The 15,946-nt window shown below is 39.9% G+C and carries 16 protein-coding genes; 2 read left to right on the top strand and 14 right to left on the bottom strand.

Annotated features, from left to right (window positions below):
* Positions 1 to 142: 142 nt before the first annotated feature.
* The 7 genes from ACFVS1_RS06410 to ACFVS1_RS06380 form a co-directional block, all read right to left on the bottom strand.
* A complete protein-coding gene (locus ACFVS1_RS06410; protein WP_352920557.1) occupies positions 143 to 1,558 on the bottom strand; it encodes an amino acid permease in 1,416 nt (471 codons plus the stop codon).
* Positions 1,559 to 1,609: 51 nt separating this feature from the next.
* Positions 1,610 to 2,371, bottom strand: a complete 762-nt coding sequence (locus tag ACFVS1_RS06405; RefSeq protein WP_352920555.1) for a dimethylarginine dimethylaminohydrolase family protein — start codon at positions 2,369 to 2,371, stop codon at positions 1,610 to 1,612.
* A gap of 452 nt (positions 2,372 to 2,823) precedes the next feature.
* Positions 2,824 to 4,002: an amidohydrolase gene (locus tag ACFVS1_RS06400; RefSeq protein ID WP_387545781.1), complete on the bottom strand. Its 1,179-nt coding sequence runs from the start codon at positions 4,000 to 4,002 to the stop codon at positions 2,824 to 2,826.
* 45 nt (positions 4,003 to 4,047) lie between these two features.
* On the bottom strand, positions 4,048 to 5,391 hold the full coding sequence (locus ACFVS1_RS06395) for a YfcC family protein (protein WP_387549216.1): 1,344 nt from the start codon (positions 5,389 to 5,391) through the stop codon (positions 4,048 to 4,050).
* 163 nt (positions 5,392 to 5,554) lie between these two features.
* On the bottom strand, positions 5,555 to 7,171 hold the full coding sequence (locus ACFVS1_RS06390) for a M20/M25/M40 family metallo-hydrolase (protein ID WP_387545778.1): 1,617 nt from the start codon (positions 7,169 to 7,171) through the stop codon (positions 5,555 to 5,557).
* Positions 7,172 to 7,237: 66 nt separating this feature from the next.
* Positions 7,238 to 7,432, bottom strand: coding sequence for a hypothetical protein (locus ACFVS1_RS06385; RefSeq protein WP_387545776.1), 195 nt, complete (start codon positions 7,430 to 7,432; stop codon positions 7,238 to 7,240).
* Positions 7,433 to 7,459: 27 nt separating this feature from the next.
* Positions 7,460 to 8,323: a dimethylarginine dimethylaminohydrolase family protein gene (locus tag ACFVS1_RS06380; protein WP_387549214.1), complete on the bottom strand. Its 864-nt coding sequence runs from the start codon at positions 8,321 to 8,323 to the stop codon at positions 7,460 to 7,462.
* Positions 8,324 to 8,498: 175 nt separating this feature from the next.
* Between ACFVS1_RS06380 and ACFVS1_RS06375 the strand changes: the two genes are divergently transcribed.
* Positions 8,499 to 9,239 carry an IclR family transcriptional regulator gene (locus tag ACFVS1_RS06375; RefSeq protein WP_352920548.1) on the top strand — a complete coding sequence of 247 codons (741 nt, stop codon included), beginning with the start codon at positions 8,499 to 8,501 and terminating at the stop codon, positions 9,237 to 9,239.
* Positions 9,240 to 9,314: 75 nt separating this feature from the next.
* Here ACFVS1_RS06375 and ACFVS1_RS06370 read toward each other — a convergent pair whose 3' ends face one another.
* From ACFVS1_RS06370 to ACFVS1_RS06340, 7 genes are all read right to left on the bottom strand, one after another.
* Positions 9,315 to 9,563 carry a biotin/lipoyl attachment domain-containing protein gene (locus ACFVS1_RS06370; RefSeq protein ID WP_352920546.1) on the bottom strand — a complete coding sequence of 83 codons (249 nt, stop codon included), beginning with the start codon at positions 9,561 to 9,563 and terminating at the stop codon, positions 9,315 to 9,317.
* 21 nt (positions 9,564 to 9,584) lie between these two features.
* Positions 9,585 to 9,875, bottom strand: coding sequence for an SAV0927 family protein (locus tag ACFVS1_RS06365; protein ID WP_352920544.1), 291 nt, complete (start codon positions 9,873 to 9,875; stop codon positions 9,585 to 9,587).
* Between the two features lie 34 nt (positions 9,876 to 9,909).
* A complete protein-coding gene (locus ACFVS1_RS06360) occupies positions 9,910 to 11,187 on the bottom strand; it encodes a Glu/Leu/Phe/Val family dehydrogenase (RefSeq protein WP_387545772.1) in 1,278 nt (425 codons plus the stop codon).
* A 348-nt stretch (positions 11,188 to 11,535) separates the two neighbouring features.
* On the bottom strand, positions 11,536 to 12,237 hold the full coding sequence (locus ACFVS1_RS06355) for an N-acetylmannosamine-6-phosphate 2-epimerase (protein ID WP_352920540.1): 702 nt from the start codon (positions 12,235 to 12,237) through the stop codon (positions 11,536 to 11,538).
* 9 nt (positions 12,238 to 12,246) lie between these two features.
* On the bottom strand, positions 12,247 to 13,833 hold the full coding sequence (locus ACFVS1_RS06350; RefSeq protein ID WP_387545770.1) for a PTS system mannose/fructose/sorbose family transporter subunit IID: 1,587 nt from the start codon (positions 13,831 to 13,833) through the stop codon (positions 12,247 to 12,249).
* 43 nt (positions 13,834 to 13,876) lie between these two features.
* Positions 13,877 to 14,347, bottom strand: coding sequence for a PTS sugar transporter subunit IIB (locus ACFVS1_RS06345; protein ID WP_352920535.1), 471 nt, complete (start codon positions 14,345 to 14,347; stop codon positions 13,877 to 13,879).
* Positions 14,347 to 14,751, bottom strand: coding sequence for a PTS sugar transporter subunit IIA (locus ACFVS1_RS06340; protein ID WP_387545766.1), 405 nt, complete (start codon positions 14,749 to 14,751; stop codon positions 14,347 to 14,349). Before ACFVS1_RS06340 ends, ACFVS1_RS06345 begins: the two co-directional genes overlap by 1 nt.
* Before the next feature lie 216 nt (positions 14,752 to 14,967).
* Here ACFVS1_RS06340 and ACFVS1_RS06335 point away from each other — a divergent pair, with 216 nt between their 5' ends.
* A complete protein-coding gene (locus tag ACFVS1_RS06335; protein WP_387549212.1) occupies positions 14,968 to 15,822 on the top strand; it encodes a MurR/RpiR family transcriptional regulator in 855 nt (284 codons plus the stop codon).
* The last annotated feature ends 124 nt before the right edge of the window (positions 15,823 to 15,946 follow it).

Genomic DNA, 15,946 nt, shown 5'->3' with positions numbered 1-15,946 from the left:
CCCCTTCGTAAGGTATTCCTTCTTTTTCGTAAAAATGTCAGCATTATCCTTCCGATTCAGTAAATCATCATCCAAGTTACCGCAAGTACAAGATTTAAAAAGGCCAACCAGTAAAAACTGGCTAGCCTTTGGTGTAACTCTATTACAATATTTTTTCATTTTCATAGTTAGTGTTTGACTCTACTTTCTTAGCCAATTTAAATTTATAGAATACTATACAGGCTATCAAAAATCCTATCCCATAAAACAGTCCGACTCGTTGAGTAGGATCAAAGGCAAGGAATACTAGAATCAGCAAACAAAAGCCTAAACAAAACAACGGGACAAATGGGTAAAATGGTACTATGTATTGTAAATCTTCCGTTTTACCACCCGCTTTTATAAACTTCCTTCTGAACATATATTGCGATAAAGCAATCCCCATCCAAGAGATCGTGACGGAAATTCCCGCTATGGACATAAGTATCACGAACACAGTATCGGCCGCAATGAAGCTGGTCAATAACGATAGAAGCGAAAAGCATATCGTAAAAAGAAGGGCATTCAATGGCACTTTCCTTTTGGACAATAGACCAAACACCTTAGGTGCCATTCCATCATGGGCCATCGACCAAAGCAAACGCGTGGAAGCATACAGACATGAATTCCCCACGGAAAGAATGGCTGTCAAAATAATGAAATTCATGATACTTGCTGCATAAGGTATCCCCGTTATCTTCATTAAAGTTACAAAAGGACTTTCCAATAAGCCTAATTCTGAAGAAGGGAATATGGCGGAAAGGATGATAATGGACGAAATGTAAAAAACAATGATTCTAAATAGTACGTTCCGAATGGCTTTAGGGATGTTCTCTTCAGGTTTTTCACTTTCCCCTGCCGCTATTCCTATTAGTTCTGAGCCTTGATAAGAAAATATCACATTCATCATTGTCACAAAGATAATTGTAATGCCTCCTGCTGGAAAAAGACCAGAAGGTGCCAAATTCTCAAAGAATGGGGTTGGACGATCAGATAAAGAGACAAAACCAAAGATGCCAGCGATTCCAATCAAGATAAACAAAAGCACTGCAACGATTTTAATTCCTGCGAACCAATATTCCGCCTCTGCAAAACCTCTTGTCGTTAATGCATTCAATGTAAATAAAAGCACTATGAACACAGCACACCAAATCCAGGTAGGACTATGGGGGAACCATTGTTTCATCAATATTCCTGCTGCCGTAAACTCAACTCCTGCAGTTGCTGCTGAGCCTACAAAATACATCCATCCTAGAGAGAAACCAGCGGAAGGCCCAATATATTCGGCTGCATATTTTTGGAATGATCCAGTAACCGGCATATGAACGGCTAGCTCGCCAAGGCAGACCATGACCATATACAAAATAAGTCCGCCGGCTAGATATCCGATCAAGGCTCCTCCTGCCCCCGCTTGGTTAATTGTATAGCCTGCATTTAAAAATAGGCCTGTACCAATTACGCCGCCAAGTGAAAGCATAAATAAATGGCGTCTTTTCATTGAGCGTTGCAGCTGATCATTATTCTCCAGTCCATACCCCATATAATCACGTCCTTATCTTATCTATTAGCCTATGCCTTCTCCCGAATCATCTTAGAACCTCAATGAAAGACAACTAAGGCCGCCATCTTGTTTTTGAAATTCCGACATTTCCACTTCAATCACTGTGTATCCCAAATCTTCAATTTTTTTCTTTGTACCATCAAACCCTTTCGGGACAATAACGCAGTCGTTCATTCTGACGCAGTTACCCGAATATTCTTCTTCCTCTTTTACGATGATTTGATTAAAGCTAGAAAAAGCCTCGTGATTAATGAATTCCCCGGCCACTAATAAATTATTGTCTCCCAGGTAATTGACACCCGTTTTTAAATGAAAGAATTTCTTAAGGGGAATGATGGTCGTATCATAGCCATACTTACCCATGATATCTTTGAATTGCAAAGCACCTGCTTCATTCGTTCTGGTTGAAAGGCCAATATAGAAGTGATTTTCAACTTGCATTACATCTCCGCCATCTAACATACCTGGTGATTGAATATATTCTATTGTTTCATAAAAGTCCTTTAAAACTTCTTTCATTTCATTAATCTCACCATTACGGCTATCTGCACCAGGATTGGTTACAAGTGCACATTTCGGAGTCAATACTGCGGTGTCTTCTACAAACGTAGAATCAGGGTATCTTTCATCCGATTCGAGAACGGTGACTTTCACACCGCAGCGTTTTAATGCTTCTACATAAGCCTTGTGCTGTATAAGCGCTTTTTCATAATCCGGGTTTCCTAAATCCGATGTTGTTAAGCCATTTACAAAACTTTTACCAATCTTTCTTACAATCGCGTGGTTAAACATATATATTCCTCCTAAATAGGTAGTTTATTTTTTTTGCTGTTTTCGCATACTTTGTTGCTATTTACCAAGTAAAGCGGTGTGGTTGATTTCCCCTCCAGATGCTCGCTTTCCGCGGGGCGGGCGGTGAGCCTCCTCGGCGTAAACGCCTGTGGGGTCTCACCTGTCCCGCTGCTCCCGCAGGAGTCTCGCACTTGCGCTCCAATCAACCGTAAATAGTTTATTTTTAAAAACAACAATCTTTACGAAAAGAGCCATTTTTTTAAATGTAGGATATTAACCTTTTTGAACCAGAAGTTCTTTAAATGAAATTTCTTTTCATCACTTTACTGCATTTAACTATTCCAGAAGCGGAAACCATGGAAAAACCAGTCATGATAGGGAGAAATGACACCGTAAGTTTTCTTTTAAACTATAACGGGTGTCTACGCCAGCCCAATGCTTGCTCAATTATTTTAATGACTGCACAATTTATCCGCTATTCCTACAAAATATCTTACTCCATACCCTAGAGCCTTCTCATCGATTTTAAATTTAGGATGGTGTAGAGGATAAGCTTTTCCAAACTCATTATTATGGACCCCTAGAAATTGCATTGAAGAAGGAACGATTTCTGAAAAAGCCGAAAAATCTTCTGTTCCAAACATGGGATCATCAACCTTGATGATGTTATTCTCTTCAAAAATACCTTCCATGACCGTTCTTGAAATATCAACAGCAGCTTTATCATTTACCACTGCTGGATACCCTAAATACCAAGTAATTTCACATTTTGCCCCATGCGCTTCCGAAATCCCCTTAACGATTCGCTCAAGATGCTCCCTTGCTTTCACTCGGCTATCAGAATCCAAGGAACGAATGGTACCACCGATTTCCGCATATTCTGGTATGACATTGAGCGCACTTCCGGAATGGAACTGAGTGACTGAAATGACTGGTGTCCGAAGTGCTGAAATTTTTCTGGAAACGATATGCTGAATATTCGTCGTAATTTCTGCACCAATGATCAGCGGATCTACCGTTAATTCCGGAGTCGACGCATGACCGCCCTGACCAATAATTTTAATTTCAAAATCATCGGCTGCAGCACAGAATACCCCTTCCCTTAAACATATTGTTCCTGTTCCTTCATAAGGAGTAACATGCAGTGCAAATGCATAATCCACTCCTTCCATGACCCCTTTTGTTACCAATTCCTGAGCTCCCCCTGGCAATACCTCTTCTGCGTGTTGAAAAATAAACCTGATTTCTCCATCAATCGCATCTTTTTTTCCGGAGAGGACTTTAGCGGCACCTAATAACATCGCAGCATGTGCATCATGACCGCATGCATGCATAACCCCAGGATTTTTTGATTTGAATTCAATTTCTGCTTCCTCTTCAATCGGGAGAGCATCAATATCTGCACGAAAAGAAATGGTATTCGATTTTCGGGCAGATTTTTTAGTTCCTTTAAGAACCGCTAAAACGCTCGTTTCGGTTGGTCTCGTCACTTCCAATCCTGAAAAGGTTTTTAATTTCCTGTAGATAAATTCAGAAGTCCGGTGCTCCTGATAGGAGAGCTCCGGATTTTCATGAAAATGACGTCTCCATGAAATCACTTCATCTACAACCGTCTCCTGTACTTTCTTCATCATAAGCGCCTCCTATTAGTGCCAATATTCAGTTTTTTCAGATCTTTAAAAAGGGCCATACTGTATGCTTTGAGCAATGATCAAAAAGATAATTGCTAAGGCAAACTGAATCAGTAGATATGGAAACACCCATTTTACCCATTTCGTAAATGAAATGCCTGCCACTGCCAATCCAGCCAATAGCACTCCAGAAGTTGGAAATATCATATTCGAAATCCCATCCCCTAATTGGAAAGCTAATACTGCTGTTTGTCTTGTCACACCCATTAAATCAGCTAATGGAGCCATGATCGGCATCGTCAATGCAGCTTGCCCACTTCCGGATGGAACAATGAAGTTAAGAAATAATTGGACAATGAACATTCCGATTGCATTTATGGCGGGAGGAAGTTGTTCAACCAATCCTGCAGCATAATATAAAATGGTATCCAGCAATCCGCCACTTGTAATGATGACTAGGATTGTCTGCGCAACTCCTATTATCAATGCCCCAGAAACCATATCGCCTGCTCCTGAAATAAAACCATTAGCCATCTTGGATGGAGTTAAACCACCAATTATGCCCATAATGATTGCACTTAATAAAAACAAGCCGCCAATTTCACTTATATACCATCCTAATTTAATAACTCCATATACTAATAGGATGAAATTCACCAATAAAATAATTAAAGCGGCGCTATGTCTTGTATTTATCCTAAAGTTTTTATCAAAATGTGCATGATCTTCACGCCTGAATTTCCCATACTCTCCTAGTTCAGGGTTTCTTTTCACCTTCATTGCATGAAAATAGATGTACAATACTGTAACGACATAAAACACTGCAAGAAGGGCGATTCGCAATCCCATTCCCGAATACATAGGCAGTTCTGCAATACTTTGGGCAACTCCTACATTAAAAGGGTTCGTAATGCCCGAAATGAATCCAGTCGCCAATGTCCCAAGGATGACGATCGCAAAACCCGTAAGTGCATCAAAGCCTAATGCAATCGTCATCGGAACAATGATTGCGATATAAACTAATGCATCTTCAGCAGAGCCAATCAGTGTCCCTAATGAAGCGAAGATCAATACCATCAACGGAATAAGCAATTTCTCTTTTGTTCCGAATCGGACAGCCACAAACTTAATGAAGGAATCCAGTGCTCCTGTTGCCTGCATGATTCCCAATGCTCCGCCAAACAAAAAGACGAACAAGATAATTGATGCTCCTTCAACCATGCCTGCGTGAATGCTGCTGAACATTTCCAATAATCCCACTGGTGATGATTCTACGAACTCAAAGGAAGCGGGATTGACTACACTTCGGCCATCCTTTTCAATTCTTTCATATTGGCCTGCAGGTAAGATATAGGTTAAAACCGTCACGATTACAATTACGATAAACATTAAGACAAAAGGATTAATCCCTTTTTCCGGTAGCTCCGTTAGTTGGTTAAGTGGCTTATTATTCTGATTAAGCGGCTCGGAAGTGATTGGACCATTAGGCAGGTCATTCATATAAATACCCCCAGTTAAAGTTCTATATTAATCCAGTTTCCCTGTCGGATCATCACTTCTCAACCAAACACTTAAACATACTCTTTACTAACTTCTCCAGCACAACGGGCGTATGGACGAAGGCACTCTCGATGTGAAGGCGCTCAGTACGCTGGTGGGCATCCTTGCCGAACGGACCCACATTAAGTACGGGTGCCTGAAGTTTTTGCATATCTGCAAAAGGAATGCTGTAAGTATCGCCCCAGACCGGTGTATTTTTTTCAAAAGCCGTCCAGCCATCAGACTCATCAGAATATTGAACATAGCTTAAATCGCAAATGCCATTAAAATAATGAATTTGGCTGACTTCTTCATCAAGCAAGCTGGCAGTTTCCTTCATTAATTTCACAGATTCCATGATAAGCGGATCATCGGACGTATTGACGGCTGGATAATATGGCGGTGCGAACAGCAATACAATGGCGGGTGAAAGCTCCTGACATTGTATCATCAATTTTTCAGCGATCCTAAATGATTTTTCCCGCTCATCCAAATCCATGTTTCCTTTAACTTCACTCTTTATTTGCTCAACAAAATTGCCGCCAAATTTGCCCTCGGCATATGAAAGTAATTTTTCGTAGCGCAATACTTGTACTTCGCCTACACCCTCAATTTGTTGACGCAGACATAGAGCTTTATAAGATTCATTGCATTTCATCGCTGCTTCGTATGCAACCTGTTCGAATAGATCCATTATTTCTGCAGCTGTTCTTTTCATAATGAACACATTATAAAGCGCGGCTGCCCGATAAGGTGTCTGTGTTGAATATTGTAGTTTTAGATCTTTTTGCTGAAGCGATACCGGTAAAGGTGTTTCCTCTCCAAGATCACTTTCCAGAAAAAGAGTGTTCCATTCCATGAGCTGCGTGAGGAACGAGGCTATATAGTTAGCGGTTATGCCCTTTAATGGCTCACCTACATGAGTTTCTTTCCCATAAAAAAGGGCAGCGGGCATGATTTTCCCCAAAGTTCCGGAATAAATATAATGTCTATTATCACCCGGCTTCTGTGAAAAGGACGGTTCACTATTAAGAAACATTTTATAGGAAAGGCTATATTTATCACGTAAAGACACAAGTTCTTTAACTGCAGCCCTCATTCCGGCAGAATTCACTTCCTCATCCGGAACCGTTAACAGAAGGAGATTGATCGGCCATTGTTCAATGCTTGCCTTTTCGATGATAGCCATATGAAGGGCAAGCCCCATTTTCATATCCATCGTACCTCTACCAAACAAGTACTTTCCTGATTCAAGATCAAGGCGCGCTTCTTCCGGCAGATCACCTTTCCGGTCATGAAGTTTTCTAGTAAGCTCCTCTGGCTGAAAAGCAAGAGTCTCAAGATCGCCGTATTCTTCAGTATGAACCGTATCAAAATGGCTGATTAATACAACGGTCTCCTTGCTATCGGGATGTTTGTAAAAGGCATTGACAAAATTTCTCCCTAAATCAGCCTCATGAAGCGATAAGTACTCCGGATTCCTTTTAAAATATTCAAGCTCCCTCAATTTCTCTTGTACCTTATAAGGAAACGTGCGTTCCCCAACTGTAAGAGTCCGGCTTTCCCAGCTAACAAGTTCACATAATAAAGCACGGAGCGTTTCTGGAGTACCCCATAGTAATTGACTCATTGAAATCCCCTTTCCGATTTTCATCTAATTAGATTCCCGATATATAAAACGGCAGTCACAAACATCTCAATCAACCGTCCTGATTTTGTAACTCCGGCTTTCCAGCTCAATCGTTTTATATCCAGCTTCATTCAATTGACGGGCTTTCTCTTCATATCCCTTCGGAATGATCACAAAGTCATATTTCCAAAGCTCCCACGTAAGACGCATCTGTTTCATTACTTTTTCATAATCAATCGTGCAAGGGCCGGGGTCGGACATAGCTTTTTCCTGGTGTTTTTATAAGTATCATTTAAAATTTGTACGCACCACCGGGCAGGTTAAACAAGTTGGACCGCCAGTTCCTTTGTAACTGATTTCAGTTCCTTTGTATTCATAAACCGTTGCTCCGGCATCAAGAAGCTGCTGCTTCGTGTAAGCGTTACCAGAAGATATTACACAAACCCGCGGAGCGATGGCAAGCACATTACAGCCCAAGTTCAAGTACTCATCAACCGGCACTTCGATAAGCTCAATGCCTCGTTCAATAAGCAGTTTTCTGAAAAAGACAGGCATAAGGCGGGAATGAACTACGGCTAAATCATGGTCGACTAGGCTGATGAAAGACATAAGATGGAGACACTCTCCCTCTCCTTGATCATGCGGCAGCTGAACTACGATGAAATCATCCACAAGATGTGCGGTCATTTCCTTTAATTGCCGAATGGCTTCTGCGTTTGTACGATAACCATGTCCGACAACCAGGGTTTTATCATCAAGCCAAATGATATCACCGCCATCCGCGACCGCATCACCCGTTAAATACCCAATAATCGGGATGTTCTTTTCCTTACAAAATTCCTTGTATACATTAGCTTCAGGCTGCCTCAATTCTTTCCCTGACTTTAAAATAATGGCCCCTTGGCTTGTGAATTTCACCGGGTCATGCGCATATAAGGAGTCAATCCCGACTACCGAAGATGCAGGCAAATAATCGATGTTTGGAACATATTTCTCCAAAATGGAAATAAAGTCACCATACTCTGTTAGAGCTTCGTTAAAATCCGGCTCTTCCGCAAAGTTGAAGTTCCGCCATGCTTGGCTTAAATGCTCTTGACTAATAAAAGCTTCTTTCGGATGTTTTACAATGACACGTTCCAAAGGTTTGTACATGGACGAACAATATGTCACTGCCTCCCCCTCCTTTTCCGCATATCGGAAAACGTTTCCGCTAATAGGAATTTTTCTTTTATTATAAAATCAAATTTGGTATACTGTCAATATGTTTTAAATATTCAAATAAATTAGCGTTTTATTTAACTTGGAATGAAAGATAGGTGGTTTGTTTATGCAATCGATTGATCGTGCCATGAACGTTATAAAGGTGCTGGTTTCCAATTCATCGGAAAACTGGCTGTCTATTACGGAACTTTCTCAAGAATGTGATCTTCCTGTCAGCTCCATGCATCGTTTGTTAAAAGCGATGTCCTCGCATGGATTAATCCAACAGGACGGGCACTCCAAACAATATGGTTTGGGGAATATTTGGCTCGAATACGGTTTGCGTATGTATGACAAAATGGATTACATCAGTCAAATAAGGCCTGAACTGGAAAGGCTGATGAACAAGGTGGAGGAAAGCGTTTACCTTAGCCAGCCAATCGGAATGGAATCACTCGTTATCGAACGAATCGACAGTGAAAAAAGCCAAATCCGGGTTTATGATCAGCTTGGCTCACGTGTACCTATGCATATCGGGGCTGCCAATAAAGCGATGCTCGCCTATATGCCATATAATCAAGTGAAAAAAATAGTAGATGCTCTTCTGCCATCACAAGAAAGAGCAGCTTTTTGGGATATATTGCAAGAGACTAAAATGAAGGGACATGGAATCAGTCACAGTGAAAGAACAGAGGGAACATGTTCTGTTGCCGTGCCTATATTGAACCATTTTGGGGAAGTTCACGGTGCGGTGAGCATTGGTTTTGTCAGCTTTAACCTGACAGAAGAAAGACTTGATTTCCTCATAAAGAATGTAATGGAAACGGGCAATCGGGTTTCTGCAAAATTGGGGTATAGGGGACCTTGAATAAGAGAGCAGCGGAGAACTATCTAATAAGCCGAAAAAGAAGATGAATCATTTCATCTTCTTTTCGTTTTGATATTAATCGCTGCCGGTCACGAATAAATCTTCCCTGAAATAGGCAAGGACCTCGCCGGCCACCACAGGTTCACCCTCCAATACCTCCAATGATTCTATCTTTCCGCTGATACCAATATCAATGATTTCCACACATCCATCTGCCTTCTTAATCTGAAATAATTGTTCCCATTCGTAAAACCTGGAATCTTTGGTTATTGAAATTTTTTCAATCCTGCCATCACAAGGGCTTAGAATCACATCCACGTACATTTACATCATTCCTTCCTTCCTTCAATATTCTTCAAAATGAAATGGGGTTTGTAACACTAATTTGAGAAAGTTTTGGAACTCAGGTATATCATCTTGTTCAATGCCCAGGGTCGGAGCCCAGTACTGATCTAAATTAATATCATTGGCACAAAGCAGGATCATTCTTCCGCTTTGCATGGAAGTCACCATTGCTTTACCGAAAAACTGGCCCGAATATACAATGGTCACATCATATCTATAATCTTGTGACAATAAGCAATAATGATGAATAGCCTGGTTTTCTTTATTTTCGGAAAGAATATCAAAATTCAACGGATTGCCTCCTTTCTTGTATGCCATATTTCGTTCAGAACCTGACCCAACCTCGAAGCTGGGATGCTTCTGCTATTTTGCGAATCCCTTCAATGTAAGCCGCCACTTTCATGTTCACGGAATATTTTTGTGAAGTATGGTAGACATTCAAAAAGCTGGCCGTTATCTTTTCCTTCAATCGTTCATCCACAAGCTCTTCCGTCCAGTAATAACCTTGGTTGTTCTGGCACCATTCAAAATACGAGACTATCACCCCTCCTGAATTCGCCAAAATATCCGGGACTAGCACTATACCTTTATCATCAAGAATATTGATTGCTTCCTTTGTGGTCGGACCATTTGCTGCTTCAATCAGGATTTCACATTTTAATCGTGATGCATTATCTTTATTCACCACTCCGCTGATGGCTGCAGGAATCAGCACATCACACTCTTTTTCCAATAATTCTTGATTGGATAACGAATCTTTGTATAAGTTCGAAACGACCCCAAACGAGTCCCTGTTCTCCAAAAGGTAAGGAATGTCCAAGCCATTCGGATCATATAAACCTCCCAGCTCATCCGCTATTCCGACAACCTTAGCCCCCATTTCATGTAAATACATGGCCAAATGACTGCCAACATTCCCGAATCCCTGAATGATTACCCGCATGCCTTCAATAGGAATCCCCTTTAAATCACATATCATTTGAAGTGTGTATAATACTCCCTTGGAAGTGGCCTTTTCCCTGCCCTTCGATCCCCCTAACCTCAGAGGCTTTCCTGTAATGAAGCCGGGTGAATCGAATTCCCTGATGTGATCGTATTCATCCAGCATCCAGGCCATGATTTGTGAATTCGTATACATATCAGGTGCCGGGATATCTTTTGTGGGTCCCACTATTTGACTTACTGCCCTGACATACCCTCTGCTTAATCGTTCAAGCTCAGATGAACTCATCTGTCTGGGATCACACACAATGCCGCCTTTCGCCCCCCCATATGGAAGATCGGTTATTCCGCATTTCAAGCTCATCCACCCGGCCAATGCCTTAACTTCTTCGGGAGTGACATCCGGGTGAAACCGAATCCCCCCTTTAGTTGGACCGGCTGCATCATTATGTTGAGCCCGATACCCTTGAAACATCCTTGTCTCCCCATTATCCATTTGAATAGGAATACAGACTTCCAGAAAACGCATTGGCGCTTTCAGGAAATCAAAAACCTGCTCTGGATAGTTCAAAACATGAATCGCTTCCTTTAAGATATCCTGGAATTCATGCAGTGGATTATCCAATTGACGTTTTTCCATTACCTTAATTTTCTCTGACATTTTAGCACCTCACTTATATTCTTATAACTTATTAAGCAACTTCCGTGCCAGCTTTGAGGATATTATATGGATAGCCATATAACGCCAGTTCCCAATCATCAACATCATCAAGAAATATGTATTAATTCATAAGCAATTCAGATTTGCATATGTAAAAAGTGATGATTAAAAACATAAAAAAGCACCAGATAAATGTAAAAACATTCATTGAGTGCTTTTTTTATCCTGAAAAAGAAAGTGTTGATCTGTAGAAGATTCCAGATGATGGTACAAGTCTAATCAACGGCAGTCAGTCCATGAGACCAACTGTTAAACTTAAAAAAATTCTCAAAATTTATATTGAAACTTCTATTTTCCAACCAACAGGTTTAACTCATCTACAAACCTTTTTGTGATAATTTCCGGGCGAGTAATGGCAGTTCCTACTACGACTGCAAAAGCTCCACTTTCAATAGCTTTTCTAGCATGATCTTTCGTATGAATATGCCCTTCAGCGAAGATGGGGATATTTAAGGCAGAAGAGAGCTTTCGAATAAGGTCATAATCAACCTCCTTCACGTATTTTGTTTCCTCTGTATACCCACACAATGTGGTTGATATTATATCAGCACCGAATTTTTCTGCAATTAGTCCCTCTTCAAAAGTCGCACAATCTGCCATTACTAAAATATTGGGATGCTCACTATTGATTTTACCTATGATTTTTTCTACCGTTTCTCCATGAGGGCGCTTTCGTTGAGTCCCATCTAATGCTACGATTGACGCTCCAGCCTCAATAATGCTTATAGCACTTTCATAGGTAGGAGTAATATATACTTCACATTCTTCGGTCCATTGCTTGTGAATACCTAATACAGGCAATTTTGTTACCTTTTTAATCGCTTTAATATTTTCTGGCCCGGTAGCCCTAATACCAACTGCGCCTCCTTTTTCTGCAGCCTTGCTTAATGCGCCCATGATTTCCGCCCCATACATCGGCCATCCCCTTCTAGCCTGGCACGAAACTATCAATCCATTCTTAATAGATTCCAATACGTTTTTTTTATCCATAATTACCACCTAAACAACCCCCAAGAATTTACCAGCTAATCCTACAATAAAGCAAAGGAGGATTAACCAGTAGATAGCTTTTTGATATTTAAGTAATGCCCATAAGAAACCAAGTGTTAAGAGGAGGGGGAAAAGCCCAGGTAAAATTGAATCAAGAAGTTCTTGTAAATTTATTTCTTTTCCACCAAAGTTCCATTTTGCAGCCACTGCCACCTTAACAAAATTCACTACCATTGATCCTGTTACCATTAATCCTACAATGGTAGCTCCCTGAACAAACTTATTTAGCACATCAGAGTCTTTCATTTTAAGGATTAGGCTTATCCCAAACTGGTATCCATAGACAATACCGTAGTAACGAGAAAAAATATTGAGCAAGACGTTTGGCACAATAAATATAATGGGTCCAAGTGAATTTCCATCCAACGCCAAACCAGCGCCGATTGCAGCAAAAATGGTCATAAAAGTTGCTTTAAAAACAGAATCGCCAATTCCAGAGAGCGGTCCCATCAATGCGGCTTTCGTAGAAGAAATTGTTTCAGATGAGATGGGATTACCTTGTGCTCGTTGTTCTTCAAGTGCAAGAGTAACACCTATGACGGCATTGGAAGTATACGGATGGCAGTTAAAAAATTCATTATGACGAACAACCGATTCTTGTAAATCCTGATTATTTGGATACAGTTTTTTGAGTGCCGGCAATATCGCATAGCAGAATCCTAAACTGCCATAACGCTCATAATTTATAGACGTCATACTGAAGAAAGTGCGGAAGAATGTTTTCATTAAATCTTTCCTTGTCAGAATCGTCGTTTTAGCTGTACTCTGGCGGGAGGAATCACGGGAAATTCCACTATCATTTCCTCTCGTTCCTACTGCTGAAATGCTGACCGCGATTCCAAGACCCAACAAGGCTATCGAAAGTACATTTAGTTCCAAGTAGACTGCCAGAACAAATCCAATTAGGAAAAATGACCAAAACTTCTTGAAGTTCATCATTTTCAGGAGCATGGCCATTCCAATTGCAGGTAGGATTCCTGCTGTAATCTTTAATCCTTCCATAAACCAAGAAGGCATTGAGCCTACGATATTATTTACAAATTCACTACCAAAATAAACGGCTAAAAAAGTTGGAATGAACATAACTGTAAAAAATACAATTATTCCAAAAAGGTGAAGCCGTTCTGCCCTTTTTAGATTTAGCTCTCGTAAAGCTTTGTCTGCCCGATGCACTAGATAAATATTAAAATTCCAAGCTAGCATGATTAAAAATTGTGCTAAAATACCGATTGGTAATGCCAGAGCAATTCCAACCTCAGGCTTACCCCCAGCACTAATCGCGAAAATAGTCCCCATTAGACCAGCAATTTGTGCATTTGGAGGAACGCTACCTCCAATTGGCAAGACCCCCATAAACATCAATTCCACACTGGCCCCAACAATCAATCCAGTTTGTAGGTCTCCCATTATTAGTCCTAACAATGGCCCAGCAAAAATGGGACGGCTAATCATCCAATATCCATATCCATAATTTTCGGTCATGAGAATTGCAACAAAACCACTTAACAAAATCGCTGATATTAACTCAATTTCCACTTCATTTTCCTCCCCCTTTTTACACTGACTATCTTTTCGACCATTAAATCTTGGTGAATAAATCAATGGATTTATCATTAGGAGAGGTTCTGATCTCACAAGGGATCCCGTGATCTCTAATCTTGAGAAAAATAGATTTATCTTCTTCATCCAAATAGACTGTTTTACTTATTTCCTGTTTTCCTACTTTATAGTACATGCCACCTACATTTATAGAAGGCAGAATTATCCCTTTTTCAATGAGAGATAAAAGGACTCGAGGACTTTTTACTACGATAAACGTTTTTTCCAGATCAGACTGCTCAACCAGATATTTCACTGCATCTTCGACAGAAAGAATAGCATGTCTTTTCCCCGAAGGTACTGCCAAGCTAAGTAACAAAAGTTGTGTAGGGTCGGTTGCAACTCTATCATCAATTACAATAAATTCTGTGACGTGATAAGCAACACTCCATGAATAAGCAACTTGCCCATGTATAAGTCGTTCATCGATACGGGTAACAACGATACTCATTACAATTCCTCCTTTATGGGGTTAACTGTAGAGTTTATATAGCTAATACTCATAGAGGTATTAGCTATAAGCTCTTCGGGACTTACAAGTGAAAGGCAAGATTCAATAACTAAACCTAAATGAAAACCAGCGATTACTTGTACCCGGCTATCTTTCAACACTTGAAGTGTAGCTGCATTGCATGGGGTCCCCCCTTTAATATCTGCCAGAATGATTATTTCTTTGTACCAATCCAATAATTGATTGACTGCCGATTCCAGTTCTCTTGCAAACGAATCTAACGTTACTTGATCATCCATGCTCAATGCAAAGAGTTGCTTCTGTTTCCCTGTTATAAGTTCTACACAGTCTTTCATAGTCGAAGCTAAATTCCCATGACTTACAAGTAAAATGGCCCGATTCAAACTATCTCCTCCTTGTAATGTAATTTTTTGAATATTCACACAAACCTATCTTATTGAAAAAGAATTAAAAAATCAAGTTTTTATTGATATAATAAGAAATAAAATTTCACTTATGGCATTTTTTTTTGCATTATGTGCAAAAAACATTTCATTTATGATATAAATGAAACAATAGGGATTTTCATCATTTAATAAAACGTTTAATAAAGGGGACATATCATGAGCTTAACTTTATTACAAAAAATAAATGAAAAAGCCGATTCCTTGTCTCGTGCTGAACGGCAAGTAGCCAAATATATATTGGACCATGCAGATTTGGTGCAAACTTACACGATTTCTGAAATATCAACCAACGCAAATGTTTCCCAAGCTAGTGTTGTGCGTTTTTGTAAAAGAATGGGTATAGACAGCTTTAAAACCTTTCAACATACATTGGTGAAAGAAATGAGTTCAAATAATGCCAACATTAATGATCTTTCTTTACTGCGTGAAAATGATACGCCTTATCAACTTTTCCAAAAAGTAACTATGAGCAATAAATTTGCTTTAGACTCTTTAGTACAAACTCTTAACAAAAAAGAGTTTGAAAAAGCAGTAGAATGCTTAAGCCTAGCAAAGAAAATTGCATTTTTTGGTGTCGGGGGCTCCTCTACCGCTGCATTGGATGCTAGTAATAAATTTGCTAAACTTGGCGTTACTACAGGAATGAACACTGACTTTCATACAGTTATTTCCTATATTTCCAATTTTACACCAGAAGACGCATTGGTCGTTTTTTCCACATCCGGAAAAACAAAAGATATATTGGAGATGGCTTCATATGCGAAAAAGATAAACGTACCAGTATTGGCAATAACCGCTTATACAAAGTCTCCTTTATTGAAAATAGCAAGTATACAACTTTGTTTTCCAGACATCGAACATGATCAACGAATCGGTAGTATAGCATCTAGAATTATGCAACTTAACATGGTTGATGCTCTTTACTTAAGTGTTTTTCATCGAATCGATAAAAAAACCATAGATAAATATCAAAAAGCACGTGAAGAAATTCTACGTCTAAGAAGATAGCCTGCTTAAGGATGTGTTTTACTACATTTCGTTAAGAGGCGTGAATATGTATTAATTCATAGGCATTTTTGGATTGCATATAAAAAAACGCATCCTGATCGGATGCGTTTTTTCTTGGAAAATC

Origin of the sequence: Peribacillus sp. NPDC058075, from assembly GCF_042885195.1 — a bacterium.
Taxonomy (GTDB): domain Bacteria; phylum Bacillota; class Bacilli; order Bacillales; family DSM-1321; genus Peribacillus.
This window is presented reverse-complemented; position numbering and strand designations above follow the sequence as displayed.